Origin of the sequence: Streptococcus sanguinis, from assembly GCF_020729765.1 — a bacterium.
Taxonomy (GTDB): Bacteria; Bacillota; Bacilli; order Lactobacillales; family Streptococcaceae; genus Streptococcus; species Streptococcus sanguinis_Q.
Window position 1 is genome coordinate 189,232 of sequence record NZ_JAJEPD010000023.1, and the last position, 22,364, is coordinate 211,595.

The 22,364-nt window shown below is 43.6% G+C and carries 18 protein-coding genes; all 18 read right to left on the reverse strand.

All coding sequences use genetic code 11. The annotated features are described in order from the left end of the window. Positions 1-49: 49 nt before the first annotated feature. The 18 genes from K4H96_RS02615 to recN all read right to left on the reverse strand — a co-directional run bounded on the left by K4H96_RS02615 (position 50) and on the right by recN (position 22,361). On the reverse strand, positions 50-814 hold the full coding sequence (locus tag K4H96_RS02615; protein ID WP_227956340.1) for a CPBP family intramembrane glutamic endopeptidase: 765 nt from the start codon (positions 812-814) through the stop codon (positions 50-52). A gap of 593 nt (positions 815-1,407) precedes the next feature. Next, complete coding sequence (locus K4H96_RS02620) at positions 1,408-2,952, reverse strand: peptide chain release factor 3 (protein WP_002915665.1); 1,545 nt, start codon at positions 2,950-2,952, stop codon at positions 1,408-1,410. A 529-nt stretch (positions 2,953-3,481) separates the two neighbouring features. Next, positions 3,482-4,168 carry a YwaF family protein gene (locus tag K4H96_RS02625; RefSeq protein WP_223337527.1) on the reverse strand — a complete coding sequence of 229 codons (687 nt, stop codon included), beginning with the start codon at positions 4,166-4,168 and terminating at the stop codon, positions 3,482-3,484. 18 nt (positions 4,169-4,186) lie between these two features. Continuing rightward, positions 4,187-4,873 carry a YwaF family protein gene (locus tag K4H96_RS02630; protein ID WP_223337526.1) on the reverse strand — a complete coding sequence of 229 codons (687 nt, stop codon included), beginning with the start codon at positions 4,871-4,873 and terminating at the stop codon, positions 4,187-4,189. Positions 4,874-4,980: 107 nt separating this feature from the next. Continuing rightward, the gene (locus K4H96_RS02635) at positions 4,981-5,592 is read right to left on the reverse strand and encodes an NUDIX hydrolase N-terminal domain-containing protein (RefSeq protein WP_223337525.1); all 612 of its coding nucleotides are present in this window, start codon (positions 5,590-5,592) and stop codon (positions 4,981-4,983) included. Continuing rightward, entirely contained in the window at positions 5,582-6,952 is a 1,371-nt protein-coding gene (locus K4H96_RS02640) for a UDP-N-acetylmuramoyl-tripeptide--D-alanyl-D-alanine ligase (RefSeq protein ID WP_223337524.1), read from the reverse strand. The genes K4H96_RS02635 and K4H96_RS02640 overlap by 11 nt, the downstream gene beginning before the upstream one ends. Before the next feature lie 75 nt (positions 6,953-7,027). Continuing rightward, positions 7,028-8,074 carry a D-alanine--D-alanine ligase gene (locus K4H96_RS02645; protein ID WP_223337523.1) on the reverse strand — a complete coding sequence of 349 codons (1,047 nt, stop codon included), beginning with the start codon at positions 8,072-8,074 and terminating at the stop codon, positions 7,028-7,030. A 218-nt stretch (positions 8,075-8,292) separates the two neighbouring features. After that, on the reverse strand, positions 8,293-8,889 hold the full coding sequence (gene recR / locus K4H96_RS02650) for a recombination mediator RecR (protein WP_223337522.1): 597 nt from the start codon (positions 8,887-8,889) through the stop codon (positions 8,293-8,295). A 103-nt stretch (positions 8,890-8,992) separates the two neighbouring features. Further along, on the reverse strand, positions 8,993-11,059 hold the full coding sequence (gene pbp2b, locus K4H96_RS02655; protein WP_223337521.1) for a penicillin-binding protein PBP2B: 2,067 nt from the start codon (positions 11,057-11,059) through the stop codon (positions 8,993-8,995). Positions 11,060-11,268: 209 nt separating this feature from the next. Beyond that, entirely contained in the window at positions 11,269-11,961 is a 693-nt protein-coding gene (locus tag K4H96_RS02660) for a phosphoglycerate mutase (RefSeq protein WP_002898001.1), read from the reverse strand. A 149-nt stretch (positions 11,962-12,110) separates the two neighbouring features. After that, positions 12,111-12,830, reverse strand: coding sequence for a hypothetical protein (locus K4H96_RS02665; protein WP_223337589.1), 720 nt, complete (start codon positions 12,828-12,830; stop codon positions 12,111-12,113). Between the two features lie 495 nt (positions 12,831-13,325). Then, positions 13,326-13,769, reverse strand: coding sequence for a Fur family transcriptional regulator (locus K4H96_RS02670; protein ID WP_223337520.1), 444 nt, complete (start codon positions 13,767-13,769; stop codon positions 13,326-13,328). Between the two features lie 205 nt (positions 13,770-13,974). Beyond that, positions 13,975-14,295 carry a hypothetical protein gene (locus K4H96_RS02675; RefSeq protein ID WP_002925541.1) on the reverse strand — a complete coding sequence of 107 codons (321 nt, stop codon included), beginning with the start codon at positions 14,293-14,295 and terminating at the stop codon, positions 13,975-13,977. Between the two features lie 218 nt (positions 14,296-14,513). Beyond that, complete coding sequence (locus tag K4H96_RS02680; protein WP_223337519.1) at positions 14,514-18,083, reverse strand: LPXTG-anchored SHIRT domain periscope protein; 3,570 nt, start codon at positions 18,081-18,083, stop codon at positions 14,514-14,516. Positions 18,084-18,415: 332 nt separating this feature from the next. Further along, on the reverse strand, positions 18,416-18,691 hold the full coding sequence (locus tag K4H96_RS02685) for an HU family DNA-binding protein (RefSeq protein WP_002896125.1): 276 nt from the start codon (positions 18,689-18,691) through the stop codon (positions 18,416-18,418). Positions 18,692-18,803: 112 nt separating this feature from the next. Further along, a complete protein-coding gene (locus K4H96_RS02690) occupies positions 18,804-19,637 on the reverse strand; it encodes a DegV family protein (protein ID WP_223337518.1) in 834 nt (277 codons plus the stop codon). Between the two features lie 284 nt (positions 19,638-19,921). Beyond that, complete coding sequence (locus K4H96_RS02695) at positions 19,922-20,650, reverse strand: metallophosphoesterase (RefSeq protein ID WP_002915678.1); 729 nt, start codon at positions 20,648-20,650, stop codon at positions 19,922-19,924. Positions 20,651-20,702: 52 nt separating this feature from the next. Next, positions 20,703-22,361 (reverse strand): DNA repair protein RecN, encoded by a 1,659-nt coding sequence (gene recN, locus K4H96_RS02700; protein WP_223337517.1) that lies wholly within the window; start codon positions 22,359-22,361, stop codon positions 20,703-20,705. Between the last annotated feature and the right edge of the window lie 3 nt (positions 22,362-22,364).

A 22,364-nucleotide genomic window follows, 5' to 3' on the forward strand; every position in this document is an offset into this window, starting at 1 on the left:
AGCATTTTATTTAATTGTTTAAGTTAGACAAACTGGAATTTGTCGCTCTTTAAAGAACTGACACATCCGTTACCTTTTTATTTTGCTCTCTAATCGAAAGAACAGTTGCCATTACTATAATAATTATTTTACAAGCATAAAATATATTTTGATTACCACCTACTGCTAATTGTGAGAAAACATTTATTACCGAATGTGTCATCACACATATCCACAAACTGTTTGTCTTTATAAATAATGCGGACAAAATAAAGCAATTAGTCAACAATCCAAGCAAAAATCCAAATGCCTGTACCTGTGGCAATGTGCCTTCAATGTAGAAATAAGAAAAATGCCATATTCCCCATGGAACAAAAGTAAATAAAGTTGAACTAATATAACTATGGCGTTCCATCATAATTGGTTGAAAAACATATCTCCACCCTACTTCTTCAATTCCACCAAAAAGGATTGCTTTAAGAAATAAGATAATAGGAATATACCACGTATTAAACGCTAATTCCCCATCAAATGCAACATAGCAAAAATCCAAAAACAAGAACACAATAACGAATAAATAACTGCCTCTGTTTTGCTTTATAGCGAAAAAATCCTTTAATATTTTCTTCGTACTGTACTTTTTGTATCTAACTGCAATAATAGTTCCCCATAGAGCAGATGAAACGCCACCTATTCCAATAACAACTATTCCCATTAGCGTTGTATAATCTACAACCATACCCAAATGACGCAATACAAAAMCTATAATAGATATCAGCCATATTTGACCTAGGGTCCCTAGTAAATAAAGGATGATCGCTTTTTTTCGACTCATAAATTTCCCCTAAATTTTAATTTACCCATTTCTATCTTTTAACTGATTTAGTTGCAATATAGGTTTTAATATTCAGTTCATGAAACCTACCAGAGCCATTCGTATCTTCATATATATCAAGTAAAGTGAGCCCTACCTTCAACCGTCCACCTATCTGCTCTGTTATATTGGAAGTGAATTGCATTCCTGCATTTTCTTTAATCATATATTCTTTAGCCGMCTTGTCTTTTAATGGATTAAAAGGCATTTTTCATATAATTTCTTTTTCCTCATTATCCACATATAGTTGACTTCATTAATAATATTCCTTCTATTAATTACAACATAAAATCAAACAAATAGAGTCAAATTACTCGACAAAATTAGTAAGATAGCTAGACAATCACCATAGCGATTGCCATCAACTGATTAGCAACTTTTGATTCAGATTCAGTCAATGAATCAGCCTAAATCAGGCAAACAATGCGTTACGACACGGAGTTTGGCAAATCGATTTTATTTGCCAAACGCAGTTAGTAAGGTACTTAGCCATGGTCCCATAGGACATGGCGTAGATTGCTTAGACTACTATGTAGCCAAGCAATCTTAGTACGTTACATCTTCTCTTCCAATTTAACATCTGGATACTTGTCCGCGAACCAGCGCAAGGCAAAGTCGTTTTCAAATAGAAAGACTGGCTGATCAAAGCGGTCTTTAGCTAGGATGTTACGGCTAGAAGACATACGCTCGTCCAAGTCATCTGGTGAAATCCAGCGGACAGTCTTTTTGCCCATAGGATTCATGACCACTTCAGCATTGTATTCATTTTCCATGCGGTGCTTGAAGACCTCAAACTGGAGCTGACCGACAGCGCCCAGCATGTACTCGCCTGTCTGGTAGTTGGTATAAAGCTGGATGGCTCCCTCTTGTACCAGCTGCTCAATCCCCTTATGGAAGGATTTTTGTTTCATGACATTCTTAGCTGAAACTTTCATAAAGATCTCTGGAGTAAAGGTTGGCAGAGGTTCAAATTCAAACTTATTCTTGCCTACAGTCAGGGTGTCACCGACCTGATAAGTCCCTGTATCATAAACCCCGATAATATCACCAGCCACAGCATTGGTCACATTCTCACGACTCTCAGCCATAAACTGGGTAACATTAGATAGCTTGGCAGACTTGCCAGTGCGAGGCAGGTTGACACTCATACCGCGCTCGAACTCGCCAGAAACGATACGGACAAAGGCGATACGGTCGCGGTGGCGCGGGTCCATATTAGCCTGAATTTTAAAGACAAAGCCTGAAAAGTCTGGGCTGAGTGGCTCGACTACCTCGCCATCAGTCTTCTTATGGCCATGCGGTTCCGGAGCAAACTTAAGGAAGGTTTCCAGGAAAGTCTGGACGCCAAAGTTGGTCAGGGCTGAGCCAAAGAAAACAGGTGTCAGCTTGCCAGCCAAAATTGCTTCTTCTGAGAATTCATTTCCAGCTTCGCTCAAGAGCTCAATATCTTCTTTGACCTGCTCATAAAAAGGATTGGAAGCAAAAAGTTGGTCACCTTCTGCCAGAGTTGCAAAGCGCTCCTCACCCTTATAAAGCTCCAGCCGCTCATTGTAGAGGTCATAAAGACCTTCAAAGCTCTTCCCCATCCCAATCGGCCAATTCATCGGGTAGCTGGCAATACCCAAAATCTCTTCCAGTTCTTCTAGCAAGTCCAAGGGCTCGCGACCGTCACGATCCAGCTTGTTCATAAAAGTGAAGACTGGAATGCCACGATGCTTGACAACCTCAAAGAGCTTCTTGGTCTGGGCCTCAATACCCTTAGCAGAGTCAATAACCATAACCGCAGCATCCACCGCCATCAAGGTCCGATAAGTATCTTCTGAGAAGTCCTCGTGCCCTGGTGTATCCAGGATATTGACCCGCTTGCCATCGTAGTCAAACTGCATGACAGAGGAAGTCACTGAAATCCCCCGCTGTTTCTCGATATCCATCCAGTCAGACTTGGCAAAATTACCCGTCTTTTTCCCCTTGACCGTCCCAGCTTCACGAATCTCGCCTCCGAAGTAGAGCAACTGCTCCGTGATGGTCGTCTTCCCCGCGTCCGGGTGGGAGATAATGGCAAAGGTCCGGCGTTTCTTAATTTCTTCTTGTAAAGTCATCTTCTTCTCTTTCTTTCATTTAGGATAATGGCGAATCTTAGTATTTGTTTTTTATTTTACATCGAAGTATTTCAATCCTTTCAACCTACCTATTATAGCGGATTTAGCGCTTTTTTTCAATTATCTAAAGAAGATAAAAATCGCCCTTTCGAGCGATTCTATTCTCCTATGTCAATGAAATTTCCTTTAAACCCTGACAATGGCACAAATTGCAAAGATTTAGTTCAAACCCAGTAAACAGAGCAGGCACTTTTCTGGTTTCCAACTCTTCTTTCTCTTCAGCTGTCATGGAAAAAATGGCCTTATTCCGTTTCAAGAGATAGAGGACAAAGTCTCCTTCCCTTTGTCCGTTAGCTTTAAGAAATCCCAAAATTTGAAGCATTTCATTTCACGAACAAAGCGTCTAGCTCGACCAGCTCAAAGAGTTGATAGACAAACAGTTCATTTGTTACTAGAAGCAAGACAAGTCATGATAAAACTGAAAACTCCTGCCATATTAACTTGACAGGAGCTATGAATTTGAATTGAATTAACTGCGGATCAGACTTAACTGCTTTTTCCACCGTTTCTTAAATAATATATCAAAGAGAACCAGAGCCAGAGAAAGGATGACCGACACAAGAAGGTACTTTATCCATAGGGGGGCATTAGGGATGAAAGGCGGACTTTTTAGCAGACCGTAATTACCTCCGGTCACTTGATTAACGCCGACTAGGAAAAGATTGAGCCCAAAGGTGTAAGCTACAATCATGTATTTCTTGAGCAGGCTCTTGTCGTAGTGATTCATCAGATAAATCAAGGAATTAACCAAGAGAGCATAGTGGCCAATTAGGAAAGAGAAGCTGGTAATGTGCGGGAAATCATAGGGGTCAAAAACTGGATAGCCCAAGGCAAAGACCGCTCCGCTGGCTCCTAAAAGAGCAAAATACTGCTTACTGCGCCATTTGTCTGGCAAAAAGACCACCGCAAACATAGCCAGGCGGCAATGATAAAAGGGTAGACTATTGGTAAAGGGAATCCGAAAACCAAAATACCAGCTATAAAGCATCAGCAGCTGAGCAATCTGAATCCACTTAAAAGCCTTGACAAAACGCGGATTATCATGGTATTTGAGCGAGCTCCAAATAGACAGCAAGACCAGAGCAATCATCACAGCATACCATAAAATCGAGATAGGCGGTGCCACCGTTTTTGTCGTAGTTAAAAAATCTTTCATAAATCCTCCATGAGATGATTAGGTTAGAGTGACTGTCTTGGTCTGCTCCACGCGCTTAAAAATTTCAGAAACCAGGCAGACTGCTACACTTAAGACGATTGAGACAAGCAGATAATTGAGCAGGAGCCCGTGATTGCCAACAAGCGGCGGATCTGTAAGAAATCCATAAGAACCCTTTGTCAACATATTGATAACAAGCAAAAAAGCATTCATCATAAAGGTCGTCCACACCACTCGCTGCCAGCTCATAGAGAAAGTATGATAATATCTGAAAAGATAAATCAAACAATTTCCCAAAAGCGCTAGATGACCGATGATAAAGGACAAAATAGTGATATGGGGAAAAGGGTAAGGATCAAAAATCGGATAAATAAAGGCTACAATAGAGCCAAAAGTCCCCAAAAGTGCAAAATAAAATTTATACACTGAACGATTAGGCAGAAACAGCAAGGCAAACATAGCCAGGCGGCAATGATAAAAAGGCAGACTCTCAGACAGCGGGGCAGCAGTCAGCATATACCAAGAATAGAGGCCTATAAGTTGGCAAGCTTGCATACCGACAAATAGCTGCTGGTAAGGCTTCCGATTGTAGTAGCGATAGGAAAGCCAGATAATCGCAAAGACCAGCCCCAAAAGAACAAAATACCAAAGTCCCAGTTGAGGCGGTTCGGTTTTATAGGTTGTAAACATATCTCTTATTCCCATCTCCTAGGCTCCCATTCTAATATAAGGTTTGAACAAGGCTGAGTTTGCCTGTTTTTGCAATAATCTCTAGCTTTTTCAGACAAAAAGTATACCAGAAACTTACTTAACTAATCCAAATACTGTTCTCTATCTCCTTGATAAATCTCCCAAAGGATTTCCAACTGTTCTTTTGTCGTCCGCTTAGAAGATAATTCTGGTAAAGATTGGATATCAAAGAAAGCTAAGTCTTCTATTTCTGTATTAGGCTGAAAATCTCCATCCTCTATCTGACACTCGAAGACCAGTTTAGCATATTGCTTACTCTGAAATTGAAATTTATTAGTATCAAAAATTGCAAGCAGACGAGAAACAGAAACATTAAATCCCGTTTCTTCTTGGACTTCCTTGACGATATTTTCCTTAGGAGATAGGCCGACTTCACAAAAGCCGCCTGGTAAAGCCCAAGTTTTCTCATTTTTACCCTTGACCAAACAGACTTTTCCGTCTCGAACCAGTACAGCTCGGACATCAATCAAGGGAGTGGCATAAAAGTCTGTTGGGCGCAACAGCTCTGCCAATTCTTTCCCATCCAAATCTGACCAATCAGCCAGGAGGTGTCCCAAAAGCTGACGGAGTTCTAAGTAACGCTCTCGATCAAATTCATCACGACTAAATGCTAGACCTGTCTCTGTAATAGAAAGGAGACGTTGAATGGTTTTTGCAGCTTCTTTAGTTTCCATCTTCCAAATCCTCTACCAGCTTAGCCAGATTCATGGAATTGCTGCCTTTGAGAAGGATTTGGTCGGCAGGAGTCAGCTTCTCTCTGACAGCTTTGGTCAGCTGTTCAAACTGGTCTTTCTCGTCATTTTTGATAAAGTAATGGACCTTGCCTAGCGGGTAAATCTCCTTGGCATAGTCATAGAGAGCTTCCATGTCCTGTCCATAAAGGAAAAGGTCGGTCACAATTTCTGGATTGAGACTGGTAATCATCGAGCCATGCATGGACTTAGAGTCCGCTCCCAGCTCTTTCATATCCGCCAGCACTGCCAATTTTCGTCCGCCTGGATTAGCCGGAATGGTCGAGAAAGTCTCCAGAATCAAGCGCATGGCTGTTGGATTGGCATTGTAGACATCCGATAGGATATCTGCGCCATTGGAAGCTTTCTTCCACTCCGTTCGATTGCGGGTCAGCTCCAGCTCAGAAAAGGCTTGAGCAATTGCCGCCTCAGATACACCCTCCTGCAGAGCTGCATAGGCCGCAATCATGGCGTTGGTCGCATTGTACTTACCGGTCACAGGCAGGTCAATCCTTTGCTCTAAAAAGTTGCATTCAAAGCTCAAGCTGTCCTTGCGCTCTTCCAGACGCTTCAGGAAGATATCCGAATCAGGACCAAAGCGAACTAGTTTGCAGTCTACTGGCAGAAATTCATTGACAATCTTATCCGCCGGAACAATCAAGAGACCATCTTTTCTCAAACCGTCCGCAATCTGCATCTTGCCTTGGGCAATTTCAGCTCGGCTGCCGAAAAATTCCAGATGGGCTTCTCCAACCAGAGTTACAATGCCTGTCTTAGGTTTGGCAAGTTCAGACAGGAGATGGATATCGCCCAAGTGGTCCTGCCCCATTTCTAAGACAAGTTTCTCTGTGTCCTCAGGCATGTGAAGAACCGTGTAAGGCAGACCGATTTCGTTATTGTAATTACCTTGTGTCTTATAGGTCTTGTAGCTGGTTGCTAGTAGCTGAGCCAGCATATCCTTAGTCGTCGTTTTACCGTTGGAGCCTGTCACCGCCAGCACATCCACCTGCATCTTTTCCAGATAATACTGGGCCAAGCGCTGAAAGGCCGTCAGGACATCATCGACCAAGATATAAGCCCCCTCTGCCACTGGATGCTCAGATAAGGTGGCAGCAGCACCCTGAGCAAAGGCTGTTGGGATAAAGTCATGGCCATCACGCGCCCCCTTGAGTGGCACAAAAAGGTCACCCGACTCAATCAAGCGGCTGTCAAACTCAGCATTTCTAAGCGCAACATTTTCAAACTGAGTCACATCATTTTTCGCAGACAGGACTTCTGCAATTTCATATAAATCTAATATCATACTTCTTCCTCGTTTTTCGGTTTGCTCACAAAAAGAAAGGACCGAAAATTTTCAGCCCCTCTATTATATCATATTTTAGAGAAGATGCGCCTCTCTCTTAGCAAATGCCTCTTCAGCTAGACCAACTAACTTCTCAATCAAGTCAGGATAAGCCAGCCCCATATTTTCCCAAAGCAATGGATACATAGACCACTGGGTAAAACCTGGCATGGTATTGAGCTCATTAAGGAAGACCTGACCATCTTCTGCATAGAAGAAATCACAGCGGGACAGCCCCAGACCGCCCAGAGCTCGGAAAGCGGCCTCTGCATTTTGACGCATCAGGCTCACCACTTCATCTGGAATCTTGGCCGGAATGTCCATGGTAATCTTATTATCAATGTATTTGGCTTCGTAGTCATAAAAAGCCACGTCCTTGACCACTTCTCCAGGCAGGGTACTCTTGACGTCAACATTGCCCAGAAGTCCAACCTCAATCTCGCGAGCCGTCACTCCTTGTTCAACCAGTACCCGGCTGTCGTATTTGAAAGCCAGGTCCAGAGAAGCACGCAGTTCTGCTTGGTTCTCCGATTTAGAAATGCCGACACTAGAGCCCATATTGGAAGGTTTGGTGAAGACTGGATAGGTCAATTTCTCCTCGATTTCTTGAATCTTTTGCTCTAGATCCTCTCCATCAACCAGCGCTACATAAGGCACTTGGGCAATGCCTGCCGATTCCAGCACTCGCTTGGTCGTAATTTTATCCATGGCTAGGCTAGAAGACAAAATATTACAGCCGACATAAGGCATTTTGAGCACTTCTAGGAAGCCTTGAATAGAGCCATCTTCGCCCATGGGACCATGCAGGACCGGAAAGACCACTGCTCCATCTTCGTAAATATCGCTGGGCTTGATCTTCTGAGACATATCAACTGTGGCATTGGTCATCAGCTTCTCATCAGCCGCTGGCTTTGCTTCAAATTCCTGAGTTTGGATAAAATCTCCATCCTTGGTGATGAAGTAAGTCTTCACCGAGAATCTATCATAATTGACAGCCCGCATGACGCTCTCAGCTGATAAAACCGAAACTTCCCGCTCTGCACTGCGTCCGCCATACAATAAAATCAATCTTTGTTTTGCCATGATTTTTCCTATCATTTTCTAAAAATAGTACGATTTACAAAAGCTGCCAGCTCGCAATAAAACAACCTAAAAAGCTTGATTTTACATCTACCTAGCTAGTCAAGTCCTCCAAGCAGAAGCTTCTGTATCAGTCCGTTTTAGTATATCACAATTCCCAGCATTTTTGAACAGAAAAAAGGACTCTTCCAGCCAGCTAGAGCCAGAAAAATCCTTGACGTTTATAATTCCGTCCGATTTTCGATAGCGCGAATTAGCGTAACCTCGTCCGCATATTCAATGTCGGAGCCAACCGCCAAACCACGCGCTAGGCGAGTCACCTTAATCCCAGCGGGCTTCAGAACCCGTGAGATGTACATGGAGGTCGCTTCGCCATCCGCAGTCGCATTGGTTGCGACGATAACCTCCGTCACTTCACTATCCATCAAACGAGTAATCAGACTCTTGAGATTGATATCGTCCGGTCCAACGCCATTCATAGGTGAAATCAAGCCGTGCAGGACATGATAAAGTCCGCGGTATTCCTGTATATTTTCCATGGCTGATACATCTCGGCTGTCCTCAACAATCAAAATAGTCGATTGATCGCGCGACTGGTCTTGGCAGATTGCACAAGGGTCTTCGTCCGTCAGGTTGCCGCAGACAGAGCAGTAGCTCAGCTCACGCTTAGCAGCCAGCAGATTCTTGGCAAATTCATTGACATCGTCATCACTCATGCCAATGGTGTAAAAAGCCAGTCGAGTGGCTGTTTTGATGCCAATGCCGGGCAGCTTTGAAAAACTGTCAATCAGCTTGGCAATAGGGGTTGGGTAAAGCATAAAATCCTTTCTCTATTCTCAAAAAATCTCCTCAAACCAGATTGCTTCACTTGAGCACTGACAGCTTTAGCTTTCTCCGTTTGCTGATGATTTTCATTGAGCACTAATTCATAGGGTGTTGTTGGTTGTAAAGATTGATAATATCGCGAGTGATACTGTGGCTGACAGTAGAAGATAGGTTCGTATTGTGAGGGAACACCACCGCCACCGCAATCTGCGGCTTCTCACTCGGTGCATAAGACACGACATTGGTATTGATGGCTTCTTTCTTGCCCTTGTCCACAAAGGTCTCAGCCGTACCAGTCTTGGCACTGATTGGCACGCTCTCTCCCTGAGAAATGGTCCGACCAGTCGTAAAGCCGCTGCTGCCATGAACCACTTGATAGAAGCCTTGCTTGATAATGCTCATATCCTCGTCAGAGATATTGACCTGGTTCAGCTCCTTGGTATCAATTTTCTGCACCAAATCACCGAGTCCTCCTTGGTCACTGTTGCCGTAAATGCCTTCAACGATATGCGGAGCCACACGCTTACCATTATTAGCTACTGTTGAGGCATACTGAGCCAGCTGAAGCGTTGTATAGTTGTCAAACTGGCCGAACGAATTGGTCAGATAGTTAGCAAAGGTAAACTTATCTGGAAGATAACCTGTGGACTCATTTGGCAAATCAATCCCTGTCGAAGTTCCCAGACCATACTCTGCAAAGGTCGAGCGCAGCTTTTTCATGGACGGATCCAGCTCATCAAAATCCAGTTTCATATCCGCAGAATAAGGCGTTCCCATCATCTTCAGCGCTACCTGCACCATATAGGTATTGGAAGAGTATTCCAAGGCCTCTTGGGCTGTGATAGCACGTGAACCATACTGGGTAAACCAAGAGGTGATGCTGTCCGTACCGCCAAAGCTAATCGGTTGGTCTGTCAGGACTTGGTTGCCGCTAATGGCATTATTCTCCCAGCCCGAGGTCAATGTTGCAGCCTTGACAACAGATCCCGGAACAAAGACATTAGTCATGGTCCCCAGAGCATCGATTGAGCTTTCTCCTGTTTCCAGGTCGTGCCGGATGCCTGCCATAGCCAAGACGGCGCCAGTATTGGGATCCATAGCTACGGCATAGACACCCTCAGAGTAAGTCGCATTGCCACTAGCCAACTCCGCATTAAAGGCATTTTTGAGAATGTCCTCCACTCCCTGCTGGAAGCTCAAGTCTACCGTCAGCTTGAGATTGTCACCCTTACTACCGTCAGAGATATTTTCCACACTCTCCATATTACCATTTTTATCTAGATGAATCTCCTTCTCAGCTCGCTTGCCTTGCAGAACTGACTCATACTGCTTTTCCAGATAGGAGGTCCCCACCCGGTCATTGAGAGAGTAGCCTTTTTTCAGATAATCATCCACTTCCTCAGCCGGAAGTCCAGTCTTTTCTGTCGAGATATTACCCACGATAGAAGCCAGCGAGGTATCCAAGACCTTGCGGTCCCAGCCCGTTGAGACACTGATACCTGGCAGCTCTTTGCTGCTGGAAGCCAGTACAGCTACCTGCTCTGTTGTTAGCGCATCTGTCTGGATGGTCCCCGTCGCAAAGTTGGAAATCGCATTCATCTGACTAAAGAGAACGATGGCCTTCTTTTCCTCATCCGTATAGCCCAGCTGCTTAGGGTCAATGCTCTCAGCTGCCGCCTTATAGATTTTGGACTCAGGCAGGCGGTTGCCATCTGTATCAAATTTCTTGTCCTTGGGTAGCTTTTCCACTACTTCCTGATAGACTGCGCTGTCCGCCAAATAATAGTCCACCTCTTGGCGGTCTGTCACCTCTGTATCGCTGACACCGACATAGGTCAGGAGCTTTTGAGCTGTCGCTCGAATCTCTCCAGCCGTCAGACGATTATCCCGTGTATAGGTCACCACCTGCTTGGTCGTATTTTCCACCAGGGGCTTGCCAGTAGCATCATAAATCTGCCCACGCACTGAGCTAGTGGTAATCTTGGTCTTGCTGGCCTTGGCCAACTTATCTGTATAAAAGTCCTGATTGACCACCTGCATATAGCCCAGACGAGCAATCAAGGCTAAAAACAAAAGCATCACGATTCCAAACAGCAGATAAAGCCTTCTGGTGATGGAATGACTGTCAAATTTTCTCTTCTTCCTTGCCATCTTCTCTCTCATTCTAGTAAAAGTTCTGACCTTTATTTTACCATAAATCCAGCTAGATGAATGTTTCAAAACTGATAGAAAATCTGAAAATATGGACGAGTTAAGAGGAAAGCTGCCAAACTACTGAACCTAAAAGACTTGCTGACAAGGCTTCCAGCAAGCCTCATTTTTCCTCTCTGGAAAAGCAAAGAACCTGAGAATAATCTCAGATTCCTTTAAGCTTATTTTCCAAGGTAGTATTCTTTTACTACGTTCAATTTTTCGTCAAATTCGAATACCAATGGTGGGAAGTTTGGAATTTCCACGTCCATGATTTCATCGTCAGACAATTGTTTGATGTGCTTCACAAGAGCACGGATAGAGTTTCCGTGTGCACCTACAAAGACATTTTTGCCATCTTTCAAAGCTGGAGCAATCTTGTCTTCCCAGAATGGAAGGGCACGCTCAAGTGTCACTTTCAAGTTTTCAGCATCTGGAATAACTGAGTCGTCCAGTGAAGCATAACGACGGTCAGTGTGTGCTGAGTGCTCATCATCGCGATCCATGTTTGGAGGCAATACATCGTATGAACGACGCCAGATATGCACTTGCTCATCACCAAATTGCTCAGCTGCTTCTGCCTTGTTTTTACCAGTCAGACCGCCATAGTGACGCTCGTTCAAACGCCATGATTTTTCAACTGGTACCCAAAGCTGATCAGCTGCTTCCAAAGCAAGGTTAGTTGTCTTAATCGCACGCTTCAATACTGAAGTGTAAGCTTGGTCAAACTCGATACCAGCTTCTTTAATCAGTTTACCAGCGTCGATTGCTTGCTGTGTACCTTTTTCAGACAAGTCAACATCAGCCCAACCAGTGAAAAGGTTCGCTTTGTTCCATTCAGACTCACCGTGGCGAGCAAAAACTAATTTTACCATTAGATGGATTCTCCTTTTATTTTCCGAGGAAACCCCCGTTTATCTATTCTATTTTACAAAATTTTCGCCTAAAAAGCTAGCCTATTTCGTCAAATCAGACCTTTTTCAACAAGAAAGCGCTTTTGTATTTCCGAGCAGAAACCTTTGCCCTAACACCCACCAGATAGATAAACCTCGTTGGCTTCCTTAAGCCACCAAGTCCGCCGCCTGTCTATCAACTGATAAATAAGCAGTAAGGCAGATACAATCCATATGGAGAGCATATTGACAAAGATGAAAAGTTCTACACCCTTAGCATGCTGGGCCGAAGTTAGCTGAATTTGCTTGACAATCAACGATTCTCCTTCCATTTCGTAAAACTTAGGCATATAAGCACTTAATAAGATGATAACAAAGATAAAGAGAGTAAGCTGAACTGGCCAAGAATAAAGAATTTTATGAAAATGCTCAATCCTCAAAGAGAAGGTAAAAAATCGCTTAACACGCTCTCTTGCTACAAAAAGGATAAATAAGGGAATGTAGCCAAAAAGTGTCACACTAAATAAGGTGGGATTATGAGAACTAGAAGGAATAAATCTACTAAATCCATAGTCGCCTGTCCATAGAAACCAGCCACCTATAACCTGTGGCAACCAATAAGATAGAATGATAACGAGCAGTGTCGAAGCAATTCCAATTTTGACACTCCATACTCGCTTCACTTTTTGATAAATCAGAAAAAGACGTGAGCGATCCACACTTTTTTGAGGAAGATTTCCCTTTATTAGCTTGCCGCAAGAAGGACAAATGGGATAGCCAGCTTCCTCTTCAAAGAGAAGATGACGGCATTCCAAAAGAGGCGATTCATCACTGTCTGACAACTCATCCAGCCATTTCTTTCTCTACCAGAACATAAGACCTCCTAAAAATCTACCCTACCCACAAAGTAATACACCTTAAAGATTTCGATACTACAGACTTATGACGAATTTACCTATATTGTAAATCCTTCAGAACTCTTTGAATCTCTTTGTACAAGGCTTTATTCTGCTTTCATTATATCAAAAGAGAATTGGCCTGTAAAATAATAGCATAAGTATATAAGGGGTTGTGCTCAAAATATCTGATCTTGCTAAGTGCTGTACTTGACTAGGTATCAACATCTCTAAGCTCAGAGGATATCCTTGTCCTGCGAACATGCCTTGCTAAAACACATAGAAAAAGGCTAAGAGACATAAATTCTAGCCTTTTTTTTATTAGAAATAGAATCTTGACGCAGTAGCTGATTGCTCAAGTACTGCTTTGAAGTTGCAGATTGAATTTGCGAAGCGAGTCACAACCTTGTTCGTCTTTAGACTCCAAAAAGCTGCTAATCATCCTCGCAGTCACACCCCTTCTTGCTGGCATTGGGGGCATAGGCCATAGACAGTCGTTTGGCTTTGGGTGATGTGGTAGCCAGTCTGCACTTCAGCCTCATGCTTCACATCTGGAAGTTCCAGCTCCATATCAGCGATACGGCCGCATTTTTCACAGATGACATTGAGATGCTGATGGCCCATAAAGTCAAAGTAGGTCGTCGTATCATTGCGAACCTTGAGCTCAGCGACAAAACCCTCATCAATCAGAACCTTGAGATTATTATAAACTGTTGCCAGACTCATATTAGGAAAATTGGGCTTCAAGTCCTGATATATCATTTCAGCGCTAGGATGGTCGTGACTTTGGATAATATAGTCAATTACCGCCTTCCGCGTTTCTGTAATACGCACGCCCTTGGCGCGCAAATGGCCAATTACTTGGTCAAAATCATGCTGATGTTCTTGTTTCATTATTTACTCCGTTATAGCCTCTCATCTAAGTCATTACCATTATACCATGACTAGGCTTACTTGGCTATTAAGAATGATTGTAAATAAGCTAAAAAGAAAAAAAGCAGGACAGAACTAACCAAAGTTCAGCATCCTGCTTCTGCATGATTGCTTATCCATTTAAGGCAATGCAAGCTTTAAACTAGTATTTTTTTCAATCCTCGCTCTATGCTTGGAATCTCTTCAAGCTTGCTAAATAAAGGGAACCGCCTATGATAGAAAGAATAGCACCAATCCAGCCCAAGAAGTCATTAAAGGTAAAAATTCCACCTACAATCATCAAGATAGAGCCTGCTGGTCCCACACGATTGTCATCCTTATAGTAGACAATACCAGTAATCCCCAAAGCTAGGATTGCAATTTTAAGGATGTCAAATACACCTAGCATAAAATAAATAACCCAAATGAAGAAAGGCCACAAAAGTAGAATAATACCACCAATAAGTCCAACAAGTCCATTTACGAGTGCTAATGTTTTTGTCTTCATCAACAGTCTCCTTTGTATAATTTTTTGCTAAAATAGTTTACCATATTTGCTAGAAAAATACAAGCTCATTTTTAATTTTATAAAAAATTCAAGCATTTGACTGCTTATAATGCTTATCTTTCCCTGAAAAATAAAAAGCCTGCTATTCCCAACAAAAGTTGAGACAACAGACTTTTCATATATTCTAGATTTTCAAAGCTTTTTACTGAAGCTTAATCTTAGTCACGCTGACGTTTGGTCAAGCCAACTGCTCCTCCAAGAGTCAAGAACCCAAGAATTAGCATCCAGATAGATGTATCTTGGCCGGTCTTAGGCAGAATTCGTTTCTTGCCAATCTCTTTAACTTGAGCATCTACAAGCAAGCGATTGGTTACATTCATACCTTCAACTTGATTGCTGTAGCCATCCACTTCGTCCTCGCGGACGCTATAGATGATTTCTTTCCCATCCTTGAAGCGTGGCAAGTTTTCAAAGCTGTATTTCCAGCCCATCGCCTCATCAACAGTTACGCTGATGCCTGTATCCTGTCCATCTGCAAGCAAGTGAACAAGGACACTCTGTGGTCGGCGACCTGCACCGTTATCATTATCAATCCAGATCACACTGCCAGTAAGCGTAGTTGAGTCAGCTGCAAAAGTCCAAGTACCGATAAAGTGCGCATCCGCTCCATTGATGGTCTCTTCGTTCTTATCGTATGACTTGAAGGTCCAAGTGCCGTCTGCGGTCTTCACTTCTGTCTTGACTGGCTGGGTTGGAATGGCCTTAGTGCCATCTGCCAAATCAGGCTTGTCGGCTGGAAGCAAGGATTTCACTTCCTGAGGCAATTCCTTACTTGCTGAGCCACTAACGAATTCGTGGGTCGCCTTGTAAGTTGGTGCCGGACTAGATTTTGCCACAAACGTCCAAGTTCCAACAAATTTAGCATCTGCACCATTAATAGTTGCTTCGTTCTTGTCATATGATTGGAAGCTCCATGTGCCATCTGCTGTCTTCACTTCCGTTTTGACTGGCTGTGTTGGAGTAGCTTTCGTACCGTCGGCCAAATCAGATTTATCGTTTGGAAGCAAGGATTTCACTTCCTGTGGCAATTCCTTACCTGCTGTGCCGCTGACAAATTCATGTATAGCCTTATAGGTTGACGCTGAACTAGGCTTCGCCACAAACGTCCAAGTGCCAACAAATTTAGCGTCTGCACCATTAATGGTTGCTTCGTTCTTGTCATATGACTGGAAGCTCCAGCTACCATCAGATGTTTCAACTTCTGTCTTGACTGGTTGCGTTGGAGTGGTCTTAGTGCCGTCTGCCAAATCAGATTTATCGCTTGGAAGCAAAGCTTTCACTTCTTGGGGCAATTCCTTACCTGCTGTACCACTAACGAACTCGTGTGTCGCCTTATAGGTTGGAGCTGGAGTAAAGTCCCAGGTACCAACAAAGTGAGCGTCCGCTCCATTGACAGTCTCTTCAGCCTTGTCATAAGACTTAAAGGTCCAAGTACCGTCTGCTACCTTCACTTCTGTCTTCGCTGGTTGTGTTGGAGTTGTCTTAGTGCCATCTGCTAAATCAGGCTTGTCGGATGGAAGCAAGGATTTCGCTTCTTGGGGCAGTTCCTTACCTGCTGTTCCACTAACGAACTCGTGGGTCGCCTTATAAGTTGGATTTGGGGTGAAGTCCCAAGTGCCGACGAACTTCACATCTGACCCATTGATGGTCTCTTCGTTCTTATCGTATGACTTGAAGGTCCAAGTACCGTCGGCGGTCTGCACTTCCGTCTTAGTTGGCTGGGTTGGAGTGGCCTTAGTGCCATCTGCTAAATCAGGCTTGTCGGATGGAAGCAAGGATTTCACTTCTTGGGGCAATTCCTTACCTGCTATTCCACTAACGAACTCGTGTGTCGCCTTATAAGTTGGCGCTGGAGTAAAGTCCCATGTTCCAACAAAGTGTGCATCCGCTCCATTAATCGTCTCTTCTGCCTTGTCGTAAGACTTGAAGGTCCAAGTACCATCAGCGGTCTTCACTTCTGTCTTAGTTGGCTGTGTCGGGGTGGTCTTAGTACCATCTGCTAAATCAGGTTTGTCGGCTGGAAGCAAGGATTTCACTTCTTGGGGCAGTTCCTTACCTGCTGTACCACTGACGAACTCATGGGTCGCCTTATAAGTTGGCGCTGGTGTAAAGGTCCAAGTGCCGACAAAGTGAGCATCCGCTCCGTTGATCGTCTCTTCTGCCTTGTCGTAAGACTTAAAGGTCCAAGTGCCATCGGCGGTCTGCACTTCCGTCTTAGCCAGTTGTGTCGGCGTGGCCTTAGTGCCATTCTCCAGATTCTTTTCTGTTTCTGGTGTTAGGTCTTTGATTTCCTGCGGGAGTTCCTTACCAGCAGTGCCACTGACAAATTCATGTTTCTTTTCATAGAGCAAGTCAGTAGTAACTTGATTAGATGGTGCTGAAAGATTATCTACTTTTAAAGTCACGGTATTTGCAATCGTTGCAGCACCCTTTTCTGCTACCTTTTGATTGGTTGCAGTCTTGTACGTAATGACAATATCCTGAGAAGAATTTGCTTTAACATACTCAGGTGTCATCTTGACCGTAACGGTCTGGCCTTTCTTTTCAATCGTGTAATCACGACCTTCCTGCAAGGCATTACCGCCAGCCTCAACCTTGAGCTCCTTGTAATCCAGACGCTCGTTAAAGGTTTCAGTCATCTCAATAGTAGTCGGGGTAGCCAAAATATCCTTACCAGGAACTGGAATCTTGAAGGTTCCCTTATAAGTCACCTCTTGACCTTCCTTAGCTGGAATCTTAACTGGATCCACTTCTAAGACAGGCTTGGGATCAACTTTTTCAATATAAAGACCAAAGACTGCCGAGCAAGCTTCTGTTGATAAATAACCGAAATTCAATGTGTTATCTGCAGAACGAACGGCCAAACCAGAGATGTTGTTTTCATTAGCAGCACCGCTAGTTGAAGTCGTTGCTTCCCAAATTGTCCGACCGCTCTGATCTGTTTGATTCAAAGCATTGGCATTGTTCATCAAGCGCTTATCAACAGCATTTTTATAATCATTAATATAGAAAGACTCTTTTAGACCAAAGCCGTCAACTACATCAATGTCAGTCGGTTTCATAACCAACTTCAAATCTGTATCCGAACCATCCGCATAGCGTAGCTCTGCTGTAACATCAGCCTCCACCCAGAAAGCTTTGTTCATAATGTTATTATGGGCAGCATCCACATATGGGATATTCCCAATCTCAAAAGCGCTTCTTTCCCACAACTCTGAAATAGAGAAAAATTCAACTGCATTTTTTTGAGCATCATTCATCTGAGCTTCTGCTGTAGATGAGTTCAGATAGTGGAGTGTTACCTTATTAAAAGTCAGATAGGCATCTACTTGTTTTCCATAAGCTGTTCCCACATTAGAAAACTTAAGAGAAAGCGGCTTATTAAAGACCTGATCTGCTTTTTGAGACTTGTCTACCTTGATGGTAAAATTTTCCATTTCTCCAGGATAAACCGCTCCCAGATACTCATAGTTTGGATTAGTCAGATGAACCTGTTCAATCGCCTCTGACTTAGAAAGAACACTGACATTGTTAACATTCAAGTCAAACTTATGAATATTCAACTTGGACAAATCCGTTCCATCCTTCAGCTCCTCCAAGGCAGACAATGTCTGCATGGGGAGTAGAAAGATTGAAAAAAGCACGACAAACAATCCCATCAGCAGGCGAAATTTGCTGCCATAAGGATTAACAGGGCGCAGTGAGCCCTGAAGTGGTTTCCATTTCATTTCTTACCTCCTAAACTTTTTCAATGATCTCGCAATCATTACACAAAAAGAAATGCTCCCTTCATTTTATCATAAACACCTATGATTTAAAAGCACTTTTGCTAAAATTTTAAACTTTTTATTTTAAGTCTTTAAAAATGTTTATCTCTTATCATTTTCTTTTGTTTAGAGACAATTTCCTTCACTTCTTTGCAAAATAAAAACTCCAAGGAAGTTCATAAATTAACTTTCCCGAAAAGCCAACTTTCTTTGCTAAACTCAAGAAATGAGAGCAAAAAGAAAAACCTGACATACTCGCCAGAGGCAAGTGTATCAGGCTTTATTAACCAAAATTATTTTACAGCGTCTTTAAGAGCTTTACCTGCTTTGAAAGCTGGTACTTTAGAAGCTGCGATTTTGATTTCTTTACCAGTTTGTGGGTTGCGGCCTTTACGTGCTGCACGCTCACGAACTTCAAAGTTACCAAAACCGATAAGTTGAACTTTTTCACCTTTTGAAAGGTACTCAGTTACAGCTGCGAATACAGCGTCAACTGCTGCTGCTGAATCTTTTTTAGTCAATTCTGTAGCTTCTGCTACTTTTGCGATCAAATCTTGTTTGTTAGCCATTTAACAAATCCTCCAAATTTTTTCTGGGTTAATAACCCTAACAAATATTATCATATCTAAAAAAAGCATTCAGGTCAAGTACTAAACCGCTATTTTCTAAATTATTATGGTTTTATTCGTAACGAATCAGCACAGCCCAAGCATTTTCCCCAGTATGTGTCTGAATAATGGACCCTGTTTCCAGCACTGAAATAGGTTTCTTGACATACAGCTGTAAACTTTCCTTCATTTCCTGGGCCAATTCTGGACCGCCAGCATAGGAAATTCCAATCTCAGCCACTTGCTTGTTTTGTAGACTTGCTGTCAAATCATCCAGCCATTTCTTAAAGGTCTTAGCTCCCCTCCCCTTGACAATGGGCTCCAGCTGATGGTCCTTCATTTGCATGATGACCCGGATATTCAGCAAGGAGCTAATCAGACCAGAAACTCGACCAATGCGGCCTCCTTTAACCAGATTTTCTAAGGTAGAGAGACCGATATAGAGTTCTGTCTTTTCCTTTAATTCTTCAATTTTAGCTAGAATCTCCTCTAGGCTAGCTCCTTCTTTGGCCAGTTTAGCTGCTTCAGTGACCTGGAACTTCATAGCCTGATCAGTGAAAGAACTGTCAACAACCGTCACATCAGCATTAGCCAAAGTCGCTCCCTGACGGGCTGCTTCGACAGTCCCTGACAAGGCATGAGACATGTGAATGGAGATAATCTGTGCTCCATCCTCTCCCAAGCGGTCAAAAACATCAGCAAAGACTCCGACAGGCGGTTGGCTGGTTTTAGGAAGATTGCGACTAGACTGCATAAGACGAAGGAACTCACCTTCCGCTAGGTCTGCATCCGAATAGACCACCCCGTCCACCATAACAGAGAGAGGCACAATTGTAATGTCTAATTCCTTAGCAACCTCCGGTTCAATGGTTACAGATGAGTCAGTTACGATTTTTATTTTTGTCATAGATTTCCTACTCTGTATCTAAATTTTAACTTGTTATTACACTACATTATACCAAATTTTTATGGTTTTGTGGGGGAATATTCGCTAAAATCATAGTTCGGTCCAAGCGTTTCCTAAATTTAATCTGCTTGTTTTAGTTTTTTAATCTTTTTGCGCTTCTTTAAAAATAGATGAAAAAGTGTTTACATGCCGCTTTTTTTAGCTTTATTGGGGAAAATTTTGGGAAAAAGCTGGTTTTCAAAGAGAAACTCAGCAAAAAAAGATTGGATTTTCCCAATCTTTTTTCAGTCTTCAGCTACCAAACCATCATTTTTTATAGCATACTGCTCTATAATGCCATTATGGCCAAAGAGAACTCCATGGAGGACTCCTCCATAGACAGCTCCGCCATCCATTCCAATCTTGCCATCCTCAGTCATCCATAGTTGCTTAGTACCTGGCGCTTCATGCAAGAGGTAAAATGTCGGTGTATGGCCAAAGACAATCGTTTTGCCAGTCTGATTGCTGCCTTCGTGAAAAGGAGCACGAATCCAAACCTTTTGATAATCACTGGTTTCTCGCCAGTCTTTCAGCTCCAAATCTAGACCAGCATGAACAAAAATGTACTGTTCCGTCTCCAATAGGAAAGGCATCTGGCGAATAAAATCTACTAAATTGGCCGTCTCCGTCTTGACACGTTCCGCGTCTGCTACTCCATCTACAGGAGCATTAAGAGGTCGGCCTAAAAGCGAATTAATCGTCGTATCTCCGCCATTGCGTCGGTAGTGGTCATAAGACTTTTCAGGATTATCCAGCCAGGTCAGAAACATATACTCATGATTGCCAGAAAGACAGATAGCTCCTTTCTGATCCACTAAATCCTTGACCCGCTCCAAAACCGCTCGGCTGTCCTCGCCACGATCTATCAAGTCCCCTAGAAAGACTAGTTGGCTGCGACCGTCCCAATGCTGGATCAGCTCATCCAGCATACCAGCCTTGCCATGGACATCACCGATTGCAAAATGTTCTGTCATACTCGTCACCTCCTAAAGGAGACCGAAACACTAGTGTCTCAGTCTCGATTGTTTATTTCTTTAATAATTCTCTGGCTTGAGTCAAAGCAGCCTCCGTCACATCTTCGCCAGCCAGCATCTTAGCAACTTCCTGAACACGCTCGTCAGCCGTCAGCAAGCGAACCGTTGAGACGGTTGAATTCTCATCCGAAATCTTCTCAATAAAGAACTGATAATCGGCAATCGCAATAACCTGCGGCAAATGGGAAATAGCCAAGACTTGGCCGTTGGAGCCAATCTTGTGAATCTTCTGAGCAATAGCTTGGGCCACTCGACCAGAAACGCCCGTATCCACTTCGTCAAAGACAATGCTGGTCTTGCCTTCCTTACGAGAAAAGGCAGACTTGATAGCCAACATGAGACGGGAGAGCTCCCCGCCAGACGCAACCTTCACCAAAGGTTTGAAATCCTCGCCCGGATTTGCTGAGATGTAAAACTCTACTTGTTCATTGCCTTCACGGTTGAACTTGCCCTTACTGAACTGCACTTTAAAGCGCGCCTTTTCCATGTAGAGGTCCTGCAGCTCTTGCTTGATTTCCGCTTCCAGCTGGGCTGCTAGGCCGTGACGGGCCTGACTTAGCTCCTGAGCTAGCTCTACCAGCTCTCTCTCCAAGACCTTCAGCTCTCGGTCCATATCCTCTGAGGACAAGTTACTTCCAGTTAAAAGGCTGTATTCTTTAGAAATCTGAGCAAAGTAATCCAGCACATCATCTACTTGTCCGCCGTATTTACGCGTGATGCTGTTAATCAAGTCTAGGCGACTCTCCACCTGCAGCAGCCGTTCTCCGTCAAAGTCCAGTCCATCTAAAATATCCTCTAGGCGCTTGCTGACATCTTCTAAGACATAATAAGTCTCTGACAAGCTGCCTGAAAGCTCCTTGTAGGCTGGATCGTAATCCTCGATAGACTCAAGGTCATTCATAGCTGAGCGGACATTGGTCAGACTGGAAAAATCTTCATTATCCAGCATGGTATAGGCGTTCGTCAGCGTATCTGCAATGAGCTTGTGGTTGAGCAAGCGGTCCCGCTCCTGATGCAGGGCAGTATCTTCACCGCTTTTGAGGGCTGCGCTCTCAATCTCCGCCATCTGAAACTCCAGCATCTCAATCCTGGCCTTATGCTCCTGCTGATTTTTCTGCAAAGTCAGGACTTGCTTGCGCAGGCTTCGATAGCGGTCAAAGGTTTCCTGATAGCGACCCTTGAGATGCAAAAAGTCTGCTGTTCCAAACTCATCTAGCATGGCAATATGAAGCTGAGGTCTCATCAATTCTTCCTGATCATGCTGGCCATGGATATCCACCAAATGCTGGCCGACAGCCTTTAGAACAGACAGATTAACCATCTGGCCATTGATACGGCTGACACTGCGGCCGTTTTGCAGAATTTCTCGACGGATAATCAGCTCGTCGGTCAACTCCCAGCCCTGCTCCTCAAAAATCTCTCGCAAAGCTCTGCTATTTTCCAGCGAAAAAAGTCCCTCTATCTCAGCTTTGGGTGCCCCATGACGAATAACATCCGTCGTAGCACGGCTGCCCAGCATCATGTTCATCGCGTCAATAATAATAGACTTGCCGGCTCCGGTTTCCCCGGTCAAAACCGTCATTCCTTGCTCAAAATTAAGGGATATCTCCTCAATAATGGCAAAATTTTTAATCGAAATTTCTAATAACATAGG